This is a genomic window from Arthrobacter sp. JSM 101049, assembly GCF_041679245.1.
Taxonomy (GTDB): domain Bacteria; phylum Actinomycetota; class Actinomycetes; order Actinomycetales; family Micrococcaceae; genus Arthrobacter_H.
The window spans coordinates 393685-411219 of sequence record NZ_JBGFFC010000001.1; the positions used below are offsets into that span (position 1 = coordinate 393685).

14 protein-coding genes are annotated in these 17535 nt (G+C 67.9%); 6 read left to right on the top strand and 8 right to left on the bottom strand.

The genetic code is table 11. The features are described from left to right. Nucleotides 1–49 precede the first annotated feature (49 nt). From efeB to AB8M85_RS01845, 5 genes are all read right to left on the bottom strand, one after another. The gene (efeB, locus tag AB8M85_RS01825; RefSeq protein WP_372697058.1) at nt 50–1303 is read right to left on the bottom strand and encodes an iron uptake transporter deferrochelatase/peroxidase subunit; all 1254 of its coding nucleotides are present in this window, start codon (nt 1301–1303) and stop codon (nt 50–52) included. Between the two features lie 62 nt (nt 1304–1365). Further along, nucleotides 1366–2532, bottom strand: coding sequence for an iron uptake system protein EfeO (gene efeO / locus AB8M85_RS01830; protein WP_372697059.1), 1167 nt, complete (start codon nt 2530–2532; stop codon nt 1366–1368). Between the two features lie 47 nt (nt 2533–2579). Continuing rightward, on the bottom strand, nt 2580–3422 hold the full coding sequence (efeU, locus tag AB8M85_RS01835) for an iron uptake transporter permease EfeU (protein ID WP_372697060.1): 843 nt from the start codon (nt 3420–3422) through the stop codon (nt 2580–2582). Between the two features lie 217 nt (nt 3423–3639). Then, nucleotides 3640–4506 carry a zinc metalloprotease HtpX gene (gene htpX / locus AB8M85_RS01840; RefSeq protein WP_372697061.1) on the bottom strand — a complete coding sequence of 289 codons (867 nt, stop codon included), beginning with the start codon at nt 4504–4506 and terminating at the stop codon, nt 3640–3642. A 141-nt stretch (nt 4507–4647) separates the two neighbouring features. Further along, a complete protein-coding gene (locus AB8M85_RS01845; RefSeq protein ID WP_372697062.1) occupies nt 4648–5931 on the bottom strand; it encodes an MFS transporter in 1284 nt (427 codons plus the stop codon). A gap of 138 nt (nt 5932–6069) precedes the next feature. Here AB8M85_RS01845 and AB8M85_RS01850 point away from each other — a divergent pair, with 138 nt between their 5' ends. Together AB8M85_RS01850 and AB8M85_RS01855 are read left to right on the top strand one after the other, a co-directional pair. After that, nucleotides 6070–6534 carry a Fur family transcriptional regulator gene (locus AB8M85_RS01850; RefSeq protein WP_372697063.1) on the top strand — a complete coding sequence of 155 codons (465 nt, stop codon included), beginning with the start codon at nt 6070–6072 and terminating at the stop codon, nt 6532–6534. 51 nt (nt 6535–6585) lie between these two features. Continuing rightward, on the top strand, nt 6586–8082 hold the full coding sequence (locus AB8M85_RS01855) for a catalase (RefSeq protein ID WP_372697064.1): 1497 nt from the start codon (nt 6586–6588) through the stop codon (nt 8080–8082). Nucleotides 8083–8171: 89 nt separating this feature from the next. On the opposite strand, the gene AB8M85_RS01860 is transcribed toward AB8M85_RS01855, so the two are convergent. The 3 genes from AB8M85_RS01860 to AB8M85_RS01870 all read right to left on the bottom strand — a co-directional run bounded on the left by AB8M85_RS01860 (nt 8172) and on the right by AB8M85_RS01870 (nt 10531). Next, the gene (locus AB8M85_RS01860) at nt 8172–9602 is read right to left on the bottom strand and encodes an FAD-dependent oxidoreductase (protein ID WP_372697065.1); all 1431 of its coding nucleotides are present in this window, start codon (nt 9600–9602) and stop codon (nt 8172–8174) included. 195 nt (nt 9603–9797) lie between these two features. After that, nucleotides 9798–10094 carry a hypothetical protein gene (locus tag AB8M85_RS01865; protein ID WP_372697066.1) on the bottom strand — a complete coding sequence of 99 codons (297 nt, stop codon included), beginning with the start codon at nt 10092–10094 and terminating at the stop codon, nt 9798–9800. A 92-nt stretch (nt 10095–10186) separates the two neighbouring features. After that, complete coding sequence (locus AB8M85_RS01870; protein WP_372697067.1) at nt 10187–10531, bottom strand: WXG100 family type VII secretion target; 345 nt, start codon at nt 10529–10531, stop codon at nt 10187–10189. 214 nt (nt 10532–10745) lie between these two features. On the opposite strand from AB8M85_RS01870, the gene AB8M85_RS01875 reads away from it, so the two are divergent. From AB8M85_RS01875 to eccCa, 4 genes are read left to right on the top strand one after another with little or no spacing between them, the layout of a single operon-like run. Continuing rightward, on the top strand, nt 10746–11072 hold the full coding sequence (locus tag AB8M85_RS01875) for a hypothetical protein (protein ID WP_372697068.1): 327 nt from the start codon (nt 10746–10748) through the stop codon (nt 11070–11072). A 6-nt stretch (nt 11073–11078) separates the two neighbouring features. Continuing rightward, a complete protein-coding gene (gene eccD / locus AB8M85_RS01880; RefSeq protein WP_372697069.1) occupies nt 11079–12425 on the top strand; it encodes a type VII secretion integral membrane protein EccD in 1347 nt (448 codons plus the stop codon). 14 nt (nt 12426–12439) lie between these two features. Next, nucleotides 12440–13519, top strand: a complete 1080-nt coding sequence (locus AB8M85_RS01885; RefSeq protein ID WP_372697070.1) for a hypothetical protein — start codon at nt 12440–12442, stop codon at nt 13517–13519. Between the two features lie 3 nt (nt 13520–13522). Then, complete coding sequence (eccCa, locus tag AB8M85_RS01890; RefSeq protein WP_372697071.1) at nt 13523–17506, top strand: type VII secretion protein EccCa; 3984 nt, start codon at nt 13523–13525, stop codon at nt 17504–17506. Nucleotides 17507–17535 lie beyond the last annotated feature (29 nt).

The following is a 17535-nucleotide window of genomic DNA, read 5'->3' on the forward strand; positions in this document are numbered from 1 at the left end:
GCGGCGTTCATGCGTGCGGCACCGGTCCAGGACGTTCGGCGTCGACGGTTCAGGCGTCGAACAGGGGCTGGCCGAGGTATCCACCTGATCCGGGCAGTCCCGGCGGCACGGCGAACAGGCCCGAGCCGGTGTGTCTGAGGTATTCGGCCAGCAGGTCGTGCTTGGCCATCGCCGTTTGCATCGGCACATAGTGGGTCCGGGGGTCCACGACGAACGCGATGAAGAACAGCCCGGCATCGAGCCGCCCGAGACCGTCGGAACCGTCCGTGTAGTTGAAACCGCGGCGCAGCATCCGCACTCCCTTGTTGCGGTCCGGGTGCGCCATGGCCACATGGGAATCGGAGGGGATGAGGGGGCCCGCGCTGCCCTGCATGGCCAGGTCGGGCTCGGTGAATTCCGTGCCGCCTGACAGCGGGGCGCCTTCCTTTTTCGTCCGCCCGATGTCCTGTTCCTGCTCCCGGAGCGAGGTGCGGTCCCAGGTTTCGATGTGCATCCGGATGCGCCGGACAACCATGTACGTACCGGCGTTCATCCAGGACTCCGCGCCGGTGGCGCCGGCGACCCACACGTGGCCGGACATCGCCTCGGTGTCCTCGGCCTTGATGTTGGCGGTGCCGTCCTTGAATCCGAAGAGGTTCCGGGGCGTGGTCTGGCTCCGGGAGGTGGACGACGTGCGTCCGAAGCCGATCTGGCTCCAACGCACCGTTGCGCGGCCAAAGGCGATCCGGGCCAGGTTGCGGATGGCGTGCACGGCGACCTGCGGGTCATCGGCGCACGCCTGCACGACGAGGTCGCCTCCGCTTCGTTCCTCCTCCAACGCGTCGCCGGGGAAGTGCGGTAGCTCGATGAGCGCATCGGGCATCCGGTCGGCGATCCCGAACCGGTCCGTTCCGTTCCGGAGGAACAGCGTCCTGCCAAAACCAACGGTCACGGTCAGGTGGCTGGCCGAGAGGTCCAGGGCCTCCCCGGTATCCTCCGGCGGAGCGGCATAGGCCCCGCCGGTTGCGCCATCGGGTCCACCCACGGGTTGGCCGGCAGTCATCTCCTCGATGGCGGCCGTCCAATCGTGAAGCAACGAAACAAGCTCGTCCCGGTCCGTTGCCGTGACGTCGAAGGCGGCGGTGTGCATGCGGTCCTGCGCAGCGGTGTCGATGCCGGCCTGGTGTTCACCCCGGAAGGGCACGGAGTCGTCAACGGGGCGTGCCGCGGAGCGGCGTTCGAGTGCGACGGCACCTGTGGCACCGGCGGCCACCCCTGCGACGCCGGCGGCACCGGCCGCCGTGAACAGTGTCCGGCGGCTCATCGCCCGGGAAGGTTCCGTCCCGGCCTCGGCGCTGGATGCGTCCTCTTGTTGCGGGCCCGTCATCACTTCACGACGGCTGCCGTCAGCCGGGAGAGCGGCTCGGCGAGGGAATCAACGGATGCGCCGAGTTCCCTGATCTGGGCCTTGCTGAGTTCGGTGTAGGAGACGAACCCGTCGCCGTTCCGGTACTGGTCGAGCAGCTCCTGCAGTTGGGAAAAGTTCTTCTCCAAGCTGGCATCGAGGTCCTTGTCCCCGGCGGCCAGCAGGGGCCTGAGATCCTCGTAGGCGATACGTGCGCCGTCGACATTGGCCTGGAAGTCCCAGAGGTCGGTATGCGACCAGATCTCCTCTTCGCCGGTGACCTTGCCGCTGGCGACCTCGTCGAGCAGTTCCTTGGCGCCGTTGGCCAGCTTGTCCGCGGTGAATTCGATCTTTTCGGTACGCCGGGCCAGCTCCTCGGTATCGGAGACGAGTTGCTCGGATAGTGCCTTGCGTTGCTGTGCGCCGAGGGCCGCGTAGCCGGTCTTCGGCGGCCACAGGTCCTTCTCCGCCCGGTGCCAGCCGGTCCACTTCTGCCCCTCTGCAAGGTCGGCTTCCCGGGCATCCAGGAGTGGATCGAGGTCGCCGAAGGACTCGGCAACGGGTTCGATGCGTTCCCAATGCATCCGCGTGGCGGCATAAAGGGAGCGGGCCTTGTCCTCGTCGCCAGTGGCGAAGGCCGAGGCGAATTCCCTGGTCCCGGCCAGCAGCTGTTCCGTCTGGTCCTTCACGTAGCCGGCATACTGTTCGGTGGCGGTGGCCTGCAGTGCCGCGCGGTCCGCGCTGACTTCCTCTCCTGCAGGCGGGGCTGTCACGGTGAATCCTGCACGGATGCCGTCTCCGACCATGCCCGGCTTGCAGGCGGCAACGTATTTTCCTTCGGGTGCGGTGACGACCAGGTCGCGGCTGAGGCCGGGGCCGATGTTTTCGACCTCCCCCACGATCCGCAGCCCGTCCTCGGCCAGCAAGTAGAACTCCGTGACCTGATCGCCGTCGTTCTTGACCGAGAATTTCAGGGTCCCCCCGGGCACGGTGTCGGTGCTGAGGTTGCAGGCATCGGCGGTGCTGGTCACTGCGACGGTGCCGTCATCGGCGGCCGCTGCGTCGGCAGTGTTGTCGGTGCAACCGGCCAGGGCCAGCGAGGCCATGGCGAGGGCCGCGGCCGCGGCAAGGGGGCGGTACTGGGTCATGGGGATCCTCGGTATGTTGGGTAGTGATGGGGGGCAGGTGCAGCGGTTCAGGCGTGCGCGGGAGCTTCGACGGCGCGTTTGGCCGCCGAGCGGCCGCGCAGTCCCCTGATGTACAGGACCGCGACGGGGACCACGTAGGCGATCCAGGCGATGGCCTGGAGCCAGGTCGTGGCCGGTGAGAAGTTGAAGATCCCCTTGAGCAGGGTGCCATACCAGCTCGATGGCGGGATGGACGCCGAGACATCGAAGGCCAGCGCATGGAGCCCGGGCAGGATGCGGGCCTCTTGCAGGTCGTGGATCCCGTAGGCAAGCACACCGGCGGCAACGACGATGAGCGCCGCAGCCGTCCAGGTGAAGAAGGTGGACAGGTTGACCCGGATGGCACCCCGGTGGATGAGTGCGCCGACGGCGATGGCGATGGCGATTCCGGCAGCGGCGCCGGCGATCGGCTCCCACGTCTCGCCCGTGGCGCGGGCTGCGGCCCAGAGGAACAAGGCGGTCTCCAGGCCTTCACGGCCCACCGACAGGGCGGCCACCAGGACCAGTGCCCAGGATTTGCCGTCGGCTGCGGCATCGACCTTGTGGTGCAGGTCGCTGGCCATGGAACGCGAGGTCCGGGCCATCCAGAAGATCATCCAGGTCACGAACGCCACGGCGATGATGGACAGCGATCCGCCGATCGCCTCCTGCGCCTCGAACGTCAGCCCCCGTGGGCCGAAGGTGAGCAGCGCACCGAATCCCAGGGACACGACCACGGCGGCGAGCACGCCGAGCATGATGCGTGGAACCAGGTGCCGCCGGCCCGTTTTGCGCAGGTAGGCCAGCAGCAGGACCACGATGAGGACTGCCTCGAGCCCTTCGCGCAGGCCGATCAGGAAATTCGCGATCATGGAGGTGCTTCCGTGTGGTCCGTCAGTTTCAGGCAAGGGTTACCTTGCCTGATGACGTTACGCCCATCTTGCGCAATGGCAAAATGCGGGGCATGTCACGTGGAGTCACGCGTCCGCCGGAAAAAACGAGGGCCGGCTCCTCCGGCAGCAAGTGCTGCCGGAGGAACCGGCCCTCGTGGAACCGCCGCGGGGGCGGACTGCATCTGCATCGCGTGGGTCAGCCCAGCGGACGGCCTGCCATGCGCTCGAGCCGGGCGATGCGGTCATCCATCGGCGGATGGGTGGCGAAGAGTTTCTTGGCACCCCCGAGGAAGGGGTTGGCGATCATCAGGTGCGAGGTGTTGACCAGCCGCTGGTCCTCGGGCAACGGCGCACGTTGGACGCCGGTCTCGAGCTTGCGCAGGGCCGAGGCCAAGGCCAGCGGGTCGTTGGTCAGCGTGGCACCGTCTTCGTCGGCGTCGTACTCGCGGGTCCGGCTGATCGCCATCTGGATCAGCGCGGCGGCCAACGGGGCGAGCAGCGCGGTGGCGATCATGGCCAGCGGGTTCGCGTTGCGGCGGTCTCCCCCGCCGAAGAACAACATGAACTGCGCCACCGAGGTCACCACTCCGGCCACTGCCGCCGCCACCGACGAGGTGAGGATGTCCCGGTTGTACACGTGCATCAGCTCGTGGCCGAGGACCCCCCGCAGTTCGCGTTCGTCCAGCAGGTTCAGGATGCCTTCAGTGCAGCACACCGCGGCATTTTCCGGGTTGCGCCCGGTGGCGAAGGCATTCGGCGCCGCGGTCGGCGATACGTACAGGCGCGGCATCGGCTGCCCGGCCGTCAACGAGAGTTCGTGGACGATGCGGTACATGGCCGGCTGCTCCTGTTCCGTCACCGGGTAGGCCTGCATCGACCGGATGGCGATCTTGTCGCTGTTCCAATAGCCGTAGGCGGTCGTGCCCAGGCCGATCAGCGCGAAGATCCAGATGAACGCCGAGTTCCCGGTCCCGGAGGCGATCAGCGATCCGATGACCAGCAGCAGGGCGAACATGCCGCCGAGCAGGGCCGCTGTCTTGAGACCGTTGAAATGATTGTGCACGGGGTTCCACTCCTTGGTCGTGCCTCCGGCCGCCGGAGTGGCGGCCGGGATGTCTGGATAACGCTTCACCGGCCCCCGGGGTTCCGGATGCGCTGCGGATCACACGCCGCCGGGATGTGCACCGCAGCGGTTTCCTGAAGTCTAGGGCACCGGGTGGCGCGCGTCGTAGCTCAGGAATCCAGGCGTCAGGCGCATCAACAAGGACGCGACGACCACGCAGGCGACTCCCCCGGCAAGCAGGGTCCACCCCTCGCCGATTCCCCCGGCCAACGTCCCCGAGAACAGCTCGCCGACCCGGGGGCCACCGGCGACGACCACGATGAACACGCCCTGCAACCGGCCCCGGAGGTGGTCCGGGGTGGCAGTTTGCAGGATGGTCGTGCGGAAGACCGAACTGATCGCGTCGGATATCCCCGCGGCGGCCATGCAGGCGGCAGCGGCCCACAGCCAGACCGAGGCACTGCCGTCGTCCGGCGCCCCGCCCGAGCGGATGGCAGCCAGGACGACGACCCCGAAGGCCGCCACGCTGGCCCCCCAGGCGGCGACGGACCAGAAGACCGCCACGCCTTGGCGCTGGATGTGCCCCAGTGGCCCGGAGAAGAGGCCGGTCAGGAACGCCCCGAGTGCGGTGGCGGCCAGCAGGATGCCCACCGTGGTTTCCCCTCCGCCGATCAGCACCGCCCCGACCGCGGGCAGCAGGGCGCGCGGGGCAGCCAGGATCATGGCCGTGAGGTCGATCAGGAAGGTCATGCGCAGGTTGGGCTGTCCGGCCAGGAAACCGAACCCTTCGACCACCGACCGGAAGCCGGCCTTGGCGACCACCCCTTCCGGCGGCAGCGCAGGCAGCAGGTAGACCGAGACGACTGCCGCCAGGTATGTCACGACATCTACCGTGTAGGTCCAGCCGTACCCGACCTGGGCCACGAGCACCCCTCCCAGCAGCGGACCGACCATCATGGCGATGCCGAAGGTGACCATGTTCAGCGAATTGGCGGCAGGCAGGAGCTTGAGCCCGAGGATGGCCGGGATGATCGCCCCCCGGGTGGGTTGGTTGATGCCCGTGGCCCCCGAATGGACGGCCACGAGGGCGTACAGCAGCCATACATTGTCCAGGTGCAGCCAGGCCTGCGCGGCGATTGCCGTCGTCGTGCACCAGAGCACCAGAGCGGATCCCAGCGCCACTTTGCGGCGGTCGTAGGCGTCGGCCACCGCTCCCCCGTAGAGACCGGTCAGGACGAGTGGGACCAGGGCGAACAAACCCAGCAGGCCGACGTGGAAGCTCGAGGAGGTCAGGTGGTAGACCTCGAGGCTGACGGCGACGAGGGTCAGTTGGCTGCCGACGGCAGAGAGCGCGTTGCCGATCCACAGCCGGCGGAACGCGGGGCTGGCACGCAAGGGGGTGAGGTCGGCGAGGAGTCGGGCCACCGCATGATTCTAGCCGTGCAGCCGGCGGCGGTGGCCACGGGCGGGTCACCTGCCCGCCGGCTTTCCGGGCCTGGGGTTCGCGCGTCGATTTAGCGCGGCCTATCTTGACTTCATCAAAATAAAGGGTTGAATGGAGTCATGGACTACTCGAAGCGGCTGCACGGCCTGGGACTGCGCGTGACGCGCCAGCGCCTGGCAGTGCTGCGCTTCCTGGAGGCGAATCCGCATTCCTCCGCCGAGGTCGTGGCGTCCGGGGTGCGGGACGAGTTGCCCGAGTTGTCCATGCAGTCCGTCTACAACGTACTCAACGACCTCACGGCGTTGGGGATGCTCCGGCGGTTCACTCCGCCCGGTTCCGCGGCTCTCCATGAGACGCGCGTGGACGACAACCACCATCACGCGGTGTGCATGAGCTGCGGCCGGATCGAGGACGTGGAGTGCGCGGTTGGCCACGCACCCTGCCTCTCGCCCTCCGAGTCGCACGGCATGGACATCCAGGTTGCCGATGTGGTCTACCAGGGGGTGTGCGCCACATGCCGCGAGGCGGCGCAGGCCACCGAGGCCGTTGCAACCGGGGCCCCGGCCCACGGCAGCAGCGCCTAAGACCCACCCAGCCGCCGAACCAGCCAACCACCCACCTTGAAGGAGAACCTCGTGTCCGAGAACTTCACCACCACACAAAGTGGTGCCCCCGTCGCCAGCGACGCCCACTCGCTGACCTCCGGCCCCGACGGCATCACCGCCCTGCACGACCGCTACCTGGTCGAGAAGCTGGCCTCGTTCAACCGCGAGCGCGTCCCGGAGCGCAACCCCCACGCCAAGGGCGGCGGCGCGTTCGGTGAATTCACGGTCACCGAGGACGTCTCGAAGTACACCCGTGCCGCAGTCTTCCAGCCCGGTGCCACCGCCGAGACCCTGCTGCGCTTCTCCTCCGTCGCCGGCGAGCAGGGCTCCCCCGATACCTGGCGCGACGTCCGCGGCTTTGCGCTGCGCTTCTACACCACCGAGGGCAACTACGACATCGTCGGCAACAACACCCCGGTGTTCTTCCTGCGCGATGCCATGAAGTTCCCCGACTTCATCCACTCGCAGAAGCGCCTGAACGGCTCCGCCCTGCGCGATGCCGACATGCAGTGGGACTTCTGGACCCTCTCCCCCGAGAGCGCCCACCAGGTCACCTACGTCATGGGCGACCGCGGCCTGCCCACCTCCTGGCGCGAGATGAACGGATACGGCTCGCACACCTACCAGTGGATCAACGCCGAAGGCGAGCGCTTCTGGGTGCAGTACCACTTCAAGTCCCGGCAGGGCGTGCACAACATGGGCAACGAGGAAGCCGAGCGCCTCGCCGGTTCCGACGCCGACTACTACCGCCGCGACCTCTACGAGAACATCGAGGCCGGCAACTTCCCGACCTGGGACGTCTTCGTGCAGATCATGCCGTACGAGGACGCCAAGACGTACCGCTTCAACCCGTTCGACATGACCAAGGTCTGGCCGCACGCGGACTACCCGCTGGTCAAGGTCGGCCACTTCACGCTGAACCGGAACCCGCAGAACTTCTTCGCCGAAATCGAGCAGGCCGCCTTCTCCCCGTCGAACCTGGTCCCCGGTGTGGACATCAGCCCCGACAAGATGCTGATGGCCCGCGTGTTCTCCTACCCGGACGCGCAGCGCAACCGCATCGGCACCAACTACAACCAGCTGCCGGTCAACCAGCCGCACGCCGCCCACGTGACCACGTACCAGCACGAGGGCAACATGCAGTACAGCTTCAATGGTTCCGAGGCCCGCGTCTACGCCCCGAACTCCTATGGCGGCCCCGCAGCCGACCCGGTGCGCGGTGCCGAGGGCGGCTGGGAGACCGACGGTGCGATGATCCGTGCCGCGCAGACCCTGCGCAGCGAGGACAGCGACTTCGGCCAGGCCGGCACGCTGTACCGCGACGTGTTCGACGCCGATGCCAAGGACCGTTTCCACGACAACCTGCTCGGCCAGTGCAACAGCATCACCCGCGACGAGATCCGCGAACGCTTCTTCCAGTACTGGACGAACGTGGATGAGAATCTCGGCCGCATCCTGCGCGACGGCTTCGCAGCCGGTGCCCAGGGCACGACCGACGGCGAAGCCGATCTGGCCGCCAAGGTCTAGCACCTCCGGCACCCGCCGAACACACAGTGGCCCGGCCTCCCCTCACGGGGTGGCCGGGCCGCTGTGCGTCAGGGGCGCCGTGGTGGGCGCTACTGCTGCGAAATGCGCACCATCTCGTCGCGCTCGACGACCTTGACGCGTTCGCGCGTCACGGGCCCGGCCGGGGTATCGATGGTTCCGGCGGCTGCGCCGAGGGCATGTTCGTGCGTGTCGAGGGCGATCCACCCGTCCCAGGTGGTGAAGGCAACGCCGCGGTCGGTCAACAGATCGATGATCGCCTGCTCGTCCGGATGCGCCGCAGCCGGCAGGTCCAACCGGTCCTCGAGCAGGTTGCCGATGGTCTCCAGGGCGTCGCCCTTGGTGTGCCCGATGAGGCCCACCGGCCCACGCTTGATCCAACCGGTCGCATACAGGCCCCGCACATGCTGGCCGTCATCGCCCACGACCCGGCCGCCGTCGTTCGGGATGACCCCGCGGCGCGGGTCGAATCCGACCTCTGCCAGTTCGGACCCGAAGTACCCGATGGCACGGTAGACGGCCTGGACGGGGTAGTCGACCATCTCACCGGTACCGCGGACGTTGCCGGTCCCGTCGAGTTCCTGGCGCTCGAACCGGATCCCCTCGACGGCGCCGTTCGCGCCGTTGATCTGCACCGGGCTATGCAGGAAATGCAGGTGAAGGCGCCGGGAAGCGGGCGTGCGCTTGCCCGCCTCCTCCTGCTCCTCCCGGTCCTCCTGCGCAACAAGCCAGTTGGTCAGCGTATTGACCATGGTCTTGGCCTGGTTGTTGGTCTTGATCGCCTCGTCCGAGGCCTCGTCGAACTCGAAGTCCTCGGGGTAGAGGACGATGTCGACGTCGCGGGAGTGGCTCAGTTCCCGCAGTTCCAAGGGCGTGAACTTCACCTGGGCGGGGCCGCGGCGGCCAAAGATGTGCACATCGGTCACCGGGGAAGAGGCAAGCCCCTGGTAAACGTTCTCGGGGATCTCGGTGACCAGCAGGTCCTCGGCGTGCTTTGAAAGCACCCGGGCCACGTCCAAGGCGACATTGCCGTTGCCGATGACCGCGATCTCCTTGGCGTTCAGCGGCCACTCGCGCGGCACATCGGGATGTCCGTCGTACCAGGAGACGAAGTCGGCGGCCCCGTAGGAGCCTTCGAGGTCCATGCCAGGGATCGACAGATCGGCATCCTTGATGGCGCCGGTGGCGAAGATGACCGCGTCGTACATGTCGCGGATGTCGGCCAGGGTAATGTCGCGGCCGTACGTAACGTTGCCCAGGAAGCGGATGTCGCCACGATCCAGGACCTTGTGCAGCGCCTTGACGATGCCCTTGATCCGCGGGTGGTCCGGGGCGACGCCGTACCGGATCAACCCGTATGGCGCCGGATATCCGTCGAAGAGGTCGATGCTGACCTCGAACTCGCGTTCGGCCTTCGTCAGGATGTCCGCGGCGTAGACGCCCGCCGGGCCGGCCCCGATGATGGCGACGCGCAACGGACGATCTGCAGCTGGGTTGGACACAGGTTTTCCTTTCGGCTGTACTCCTCGACAGGCGCCACCCCGGACCGGAATTAACGCACAGCCACCTAGTCTAATTGCACCCGGCCCGTGGGGCGCATTCCTGTGGGCGCGCACACGTGGAAAACCGGGGCGGTGGCTTTCGCCTCCGCCCCGGCCTTCTGCCGCGGTGGTCCAGGGCATCCGCCCCGGCGCCGGTCAGCCCCAGATGCTCTGGACCCTGCCGCTGGCATCGGTGGCGGTGACGCTGTTCTCGCCCAGGAGCTTGCGGGCCTTGTGGACGAGCTGGAGGGTCTCGTTGGCTGCGTCGATCCAATCCTTCTCCACCGAGTTGTAGGTGTCGCTGGAGTTGCTGTCTTCCCAGTTGTCCTGGACGAACTTCACCTGGGACTCGCGGTCTCCGATGACTGTCTCGATGCGTCCGGCGATGCGGATGATGTCGCCCTCGATGCGCGAGGCGTGGTCGCTGTCGAACTGGATGATGTCGTCGGCCATGTTCCGATCCTTCCGTGCTGGCCCGTGGGCCGTGGTGTGTGGGTGGCACCGGGGTGCCAGTGGGGTTTGCGGTGGGGTTTCCCCCGGGGCCGCTACTGGCCGAAGCTGAACTTGGAGGTCTTGGCGCCAGCTGCCGCAGCCTCGGCGGCTTGGCCGCCGGCCTCGAAGGCATCGTCCATCTGGACGTACTCCTTCGCGCTCTGGGCCTGGCCCTGCGAGATCCCGGACAACGCCTTGATCAGGTCGTTCTGCACGCGCTGGGATTCGGCCATGAAGTTCTGGTAGGACACGGCGCCGTTGCCCTTGAAGGTCGTCTTCAGGTCCTCGACACCGTCGACGAGTTCCTCCACCAGACGCACCAGTTCTTCACCCGATCCGCTGGACTGCTGTGCCGCCGACCCAATGGCGTTCACATCCATTTTTCCCTTGAAGCCCATGTCCTCGTCCTTTCGTTGATCTTCCCGGCCGCCCGGCTCTCGCCCAGCGGCGGCTTCTCCTCGTTCTGGCTACCAGCTAACGCCACCTCGACAAACGTGGTCAAGGCTCGGCCATGGGGAGAACTCCCCATGCCCGGGCCGTTCGCGGACTTTTCATCCATCCACCTGACATGATGGACTCACCACAGCTAAAGCGGTACGACGAGAGGATCCCGTGGCGACAGAATTCGACAGCCAGCTCATCGAGTCGGTCGCCGTCCGTCGCAACCGGATCACCGATGCACTGCTCTATGGGGAGAATCCCACGGAACGCCGTTGGCAGGCCACGACGAAGCAATTCCTGTTCAGCGTCGTGGCGGCCGCCCTGATCACCGCCGTCTGCATCGGCGTTTCGTTCGTGACGAACCTGATCACCACGCAGGCTCAACAGCGCCAGCAGCAGCAACAGCAGATCCAGCAGCGCTCCGCGCGCGCCCTGGTGCTGCCCGACGGGCCGCCCCGGCCGGTGCAGCCACTACCTAATGGAAGGACAGGGTACTAGCCCGCCATGGCCCAGCCCTATACCCGAGTGACCCTTGTCGGCGAGCGCCGGAATGCCGATCTGCTCCTGCCTGCCATGGAGGCCGTGGGGACGCTGATGCCGCAGATCCTCGATCTTCTGGGCGACACCCCGGGTACCGGGGTGTCCTCCAAGATCCTGTTGACCGCCTCGGGCGAACCCGTTTCGGCGGACCAGTCCCTGGCCCAGGCACAGGTCTTCGACGGTGCCCGGCTCACACTGGTCAGCAACAGCGAGGCACCGCCGCCCGCCGTCGTCTACGACCTCTCGGACACGGTGGTCGAGCAGTCGGCCGACGTCCGGGGTGCTTGGGACCGGAACCATCTAGTGACTGCTTCGGGCGTCTTCGCCGCCTTGGGCATGTGGCTTGCCCTCGACGTCTTGCTGGGACGGTACCTGCCCGATGCACGCTGGTGGATCCTGCTGGCCGCCGGTGGAGTCCTGCTGGCGCTCGGCGCCTCGTTGGCCGCTGCCCACAAGCCCATCGCCGCCACGCTGATGGGTACCGGATGGGGCGCCGGAATGATCGGGCTGGCCCACTGGTCGGCGGGGACCCCCTTGCGCCTGTTGCTGGCTGCAGCGGGGACGGCCGTGTTCGTGGCCTGCTTGGCGACCGTGCTGCGCCATCCGCGGGCCGTACTGCTGGGTGCGGGGGTGCTGGCGGCGCTGACCGGCGTCTGGTCAATGGCGCTGCCGCTGTCCAGCTGGGCCTCGGCGAGCGCCGACGCGGACTTGTTCGTCGGCGTCGGCGCGCTGGGCGCCATCTGCTCCATCCTGGCCCTGGGGCTGCTGCCCTCGCTGGCGCTGTCCTTGTCCGGCTTGGCCACCTTGGATGACCGTCGTGCCTCCGGCTCCTCCATTTGGCGGCGCGACGCCATTGCCGCCATCCGTTCGGCGCACTCCGGATTGACCCTGGCCACCGTTGCAGCGGCCCTCTCGGCGGCAGCCGGCATGTGGCTGGTCGCCGCCGATGACCGCCATCCAGTCTGGTCCCTGCCGCTGCTGTTGGCCCTGACGCTGGCGACCCTGCTTCGCTCGCGGGCCTTTCCCCTGGCCATCGAACGCTATGCGCTCTACGCGGCCACGGCCGTCGGCGTGGCGGCAGGCGTCCAGGCGTTGATCCGGCTCAACCCCGACACCGTGTGGGTTGTCGGACTGGGCGTCCTGGTCCTCGCCGTCCTGACCGGCTTGGGGTTGGCCGTCGACCTTCCCGACCACGTCGAGGCGCGCATCCGCCAAATCTGCGAGCGGCTGGAAATGCTCGCCATCCTGGCCACGATCCCCCTGCTCATCGGCTACTTCGGCGTCTACGCCCAAATGCTGGACACGTTCTAGCACGGAGGACAACCATGAACACATCCCCGCAGCCCCACACGCCCGCCCACGGCCAGCAGCTCGATCCGTGGGGCCAACCCGTCGACGACCCCTGGGCGCCTCCGCCGACAGACCGCAGGCCGCGTCGCGGACGGCGCCCGGAACTCGACCAGGTCCAGACACTGACGGAGGCCGCCCCCGGCCCGCCCTCTTCCGGCGTCGGCTCGCCGCTGGAAATCGACCGGCGGCGGTTGGCCCGGGTCCGGGCGACCGGCGGATTCCTGACCCGTACCCTGGGATCGCTTTTTGGCGGAACGCATCCGGCGACGACGGTTGGCCGGCATGCTGCCGAGGTGCAGGCACCAGTCACCACGGGACGGCGCATCGCCGTGGTCTCCACCCGTGGTGGCGCCGGGAAGACCACTGCTGCCACGTTGCTGGCACGGGTCTATTCCACCTTGCGGCCGGACAACATCTGCGTCCTGGATCTCGACCCGGGCCACGGGAGCCTCGCCCTTCGCCTGGGGATCGATGGCGCCCCCGCCTTCGATGAAGTGATCCCCGGGATCATCGGCGGAGCCCAACCCGGCACCGCGCATCTGGTGGAAATGCTCGGGGCTGCCGCACCGAACCTCTTCGCCACCGGCCCTCGGGCTGCCTCCGCCGGAGGTGGCCGGATGCCGGATCTGCGTGAAGCCGCGGCGACCGTCTCACGGTATTTCCCGCTCACAGTGCTCGACTGCCCGACCGGTGTGGAGGCACCCGAGACGCAGGCTGCCCTAGCGGATTGCCACGGGGCCCTGTTCGTCGTGCCGGCCACCCTCTCCGGCATGGACGACGCGTTGGCCGCCCTGGCCGGTTGGCGGCAGCACCCCTTCCTGGCCGGCCTGCCCCTGATGGTGCTGGTGATGCAGCAGGACCATTCATCCGCGTTGCAGGCACTCGACCAGGCCGGTCGCCTCTCCCGCCTCGGATTCGACGCCCACGCCATCGGCTATGACAGGCACCTGGCGGCCGGTGCACGGCTAGCCCTCCCGCAGATGCTCCCGGCGCACCGGGAGGCCGCCACCACGCTCGCGGCCCGCGTCCTGGGTCTCGCCAACGGAGCACGGTAGCCCATGTCCCAACGGATCATCCACCGCCCGGCGAGGACGTCGGCCCCCTTGCGCAGCTTCCGGCCCTTCAACCTCGACGGCCCCCCGCCGGTCGATGGGGAAGCGCCCGGGCTGAACCTTGCCGCCATTGTCCCGATGCTCGGCGGCGCGGTCTCAATGACCGCGATGATGATGTTCCGCAACTCCCCGTTCGCGGCCATCGGAGCCCTGATGATGGTCCTGACCGTGGTCATTGCGATCTTCATGATGTTCTCCACCCGCGGCAAGGCCATGCGGGCCCGCAGCCGGGCCCGCGACACCTACATGCGCTATCTGGAACGCTCCCGGGTGAAGATGCGGGCAGACGAGATCGAGGCCCTGGACGTGGCACGGCAAAGCGCGCCGCCGCCCGAGGCGCTGTTCGACATCGTGCGCACCCCGATGCGGCTTTGGGAACGGCGCCGCGGCAACGACGACTTCCTCGAGGTGCGCCTGGGCACCGGTGAACGGCCGTGCCGGGACATCACCGTCAGCGAGGTCGATTCCGCGACCCAGCAGACCGATTCGTTCATGGCGGCCGAAGCCGAGATCCTCCGGCGTCGCTTCGCCACCAGCCCGGACATGCCGTTGACCGTCCCGGTGGACTCGGTCGGCAACATCAGCATCATCGGGGACCGCGATTTCGTCCTGGCCGCAACACGGAACCTGCTGGCCTCGGCGGCCGCCTTCCACTCGCCGGAGGACCTGGGGCTGGGCATCGGCACCCCCGAGCACTTCCGGGACGATTGGCAGTGGGCTACCTGGCTTCCTCATCTGGCGGACCAGTCCCAAAGTTCCGGTGTCGAGCTGACCCGCCGGATCGCCCCGGACCTGGATGCCCTGGCCGACGTCATGGACGCGGACCTGCAACGCCGGGCCAAAATCGCCATCGAAGCCAAGAAGGTCGACGCGCGTTACGGACAGGCCCTGGCCCGACTCGTCCTCGTCTCGGACACACACGGGGGCCAATCGCAGGAGCTTCCCTTGGCAGACCGGTTCCTGTCCCCCGGCGAACTGGGCCTAACGGTCCTGCACCTGGTGCACGACCGCAGCGAGGAGCCCAGCGATGTGACCGTTCGCATCACCCAGACACGTACCGGGTTCGAGATCCAGGACTACCGCACCGATCCGGTCCATCCCGTGGTGTCCTCCGGCTCCCTGGACGTGCTGGCGCCGGCCACGGCAGAGGCCCTCGCACACGAAATGGCCCCGTTGCGCCTCTCGGCCGATTCCCTCGAACACGGTGGCTCGGGCGATGGCGCCCAGAGCTTCCTGGGCATGCTCGGTCTCAGCCCGAACCTGGACCGCGCCGACATCGAACGCACCTGGAGGCCCCGCGGCGACGCCGAATTCCTGCGGATCCCGCTCGGCCCCGACGACACCGGCCGGCCTGCGGTCCTCGACCTGAAGGAATCGGCACAGTTTGGCATGGGGCCCCATGGGCTCTGCGTCGGGGCCACCGGCTCCGGCAAGTCCGAGATGCTGCGCTCGCTCGTCTTCGGCCTGCTGGCCACGCACTCACCCGACATGCTGGCCATGGTCCTGGTCGACTTCAAGGGCGGCGCCACCTTTGCCCCCTTCGAGGGTGCCCCACAGGTCACCGGCATCATCACCAACCTCTCCGATGACCTGTCACTGGTCGAACGCGTCTACGCCAGCCTCAACGGCGAAATCCTGCGCCGCCAGGAAGTCCTCAAGGCCGCCGGAAACATCGCGAACATCACCGACTACCAGGTTCACCGCAATGAACGGCTCGCCCGCGGCGAGGAGATGGAACCGCTCCCCCACCTGGTGGTGATCATCGACGAGTTCGGTGAGCTGCTTACCGCCCGCCCCGACTTCATCGACCTTTTCCTCTCGATCGGACGCATCGGCCGCTCCATCGGGGTCCATCTGCTGCTGAGCAGCCAGCGCGTCGAGTCGGGAAAGCTCAAGGGGCTGGAGACCTACCTGTCCTATCGGCTCGGGCTGCGCACCCTCTCCGAATCCGAATCGCGCACGGTGCTGGATACCCCCGATGCCTTCCACCTGCCGCCGGTCCCCGGCTACGGGTTCCTCAAGGTGGACACCACGGTATATACCCGGTTCAAGGCCGGCTACGTCTCCGGTCCCCTCGAGGACGTCCAGGAGGAGGAAGCCGAGGATTCGGCACCCACGGACGTGCCCTCCGTCATGCCGGTACCCCGGTACGCCGGAGAGGAACCGGACCAGCCCGAGGACGCCGGAGCCTCCGCGCGCACGCCGGCGGCCGCCAAGCGGACCACCGGGCCCACGGTGATGTCCACGCTCATGGACACGCTGCGCTCCTTCCCACGCTCCGTCCAGGAAATCTGGTTGCCGCCGCTGCCGCCGGCCATTTCCCTTGACGCGGCCGCTGGCGGAGTGCATCCCGGGGACCACGGCCTCACGCTCGGTTCCGGAGGCGGCCTGCGCGTGCCCATCGGCCTGCTGGACGACCCCGCCAAGCAATGGCAGGGCCTGTGGGAGATCGACTTCGCTTCCGGCGGCGGCAACCTGATGATCACCGGCGGGCCCCAATCGGGCCGGAGCACGCTGCTGCGCACGATCGTCGCCTCCCTGGCGCTGACGCATTCCCCGCATGAAGTCGGCATCTACTGCATCGACCTGCTCGGCTCCGCGCTGCTGCCGCTCAACGGCCTGCCCCACGTCGGCGGCACGGCGATCCGCACCAACCGTGAAGTCGTGCGGCGGACGGTGGAGGAGCTCGTGGGCATGCTGCTGATGCGCGAACGGGTGTTCGAACACCACGAGATCGATTCCCTCGCCACCATGCGCCGGATGCACGCCGAGGGCCGGCTCAACGAGCTGCCCAGCGCCGACATCTTCCTGGTCATCGACGGATACGGGCAGATCGCCGACGATTTCGAGGAAATCCAGGAAAGCGTGTACGCGCTGATCATGCGCGGGGGCGGCTACGGCATCCACGTGGTCACCACGCTGAACCGGAATGCCGAACTGCGCATGGCCCAGCAGGGGTTTTTCGGCAACAAGATCGAGACCGCCCTCGCCGATCCCCAGGACTCCCAGATCGACCGCAAGGTCGCCCCCGGGGTCAACCCCGAAGCGCCGGGACGCGGGTTGTCCGACCGCAAGCTGATCGGCCATGTCGCCCTGCCCCGGATCGACGGCATCGCCGATCCCGAGGACCTCTCCGACGGCCTGCGCGATCTCGTGGCCCAAGTCGCCCAGAACACCACCGAGACGGCCATGAAGGTCCGCGTCCTGCCGGCGGCCGTGGGCTGGGCGGAGGCGCCCCGCCCGCAGCGTGGCGCCCAGTTCCCCTTGGGACTGCGCGAAGTGGACCTGGGCGACCAGGTGCTGGACCTGCAGGCCAAGGACCGGCATCTGATCCTGCTCGGCGACGAGGAGTCGGGCAAGTCGAACATCCTGCGCAATGTCATCGAGACCCTGGTCGGCCAGTACAGCCCCGACGAGCTGCTGTTCGGGGTCTACGACCCGCGCAAGGGACTCGACGACGTCGTGCCCGACGACTACCTCGGCGGATACGCCGGCAGCGCCATCGTCGGCGAGCAGCTCTCCTCCGCGTTGGCGGCCGAGCTGGAGCTGCGTTCAACCGGTGGCGACGAGGAACACCAGCCGAGCAAGGCCAAGCTGGTGGTCATCGCCGACGACTACGACGTGCTCACCGCCAGTGGCACGTCCCCCCTGGGCCGGCTGACCAACTACCTGCCCATGGCCGACGAACTGGACCTGCACGTCATCCTGGCCCGCAAGGTGCGCGGGGCGAGCCGGGGCATGTACGAGTCCTTCTTCTCCACACTGCGCGATGCAGGGACCGCCGGGCTGATCATGAGCGGGGACCGTTCCGAGGGCGGGCTGCTCAACAACATCCGGGCCCGTCCGCTGCCCCCGGGCCGCGGACAGCTGGTGCAAACCGGACGCCCGGTCCAGACAATCCAGACCTACCTGAACCCGGAAACGCAGTAGGCCTTGCCAGGACGGAATACGCTGCGTCG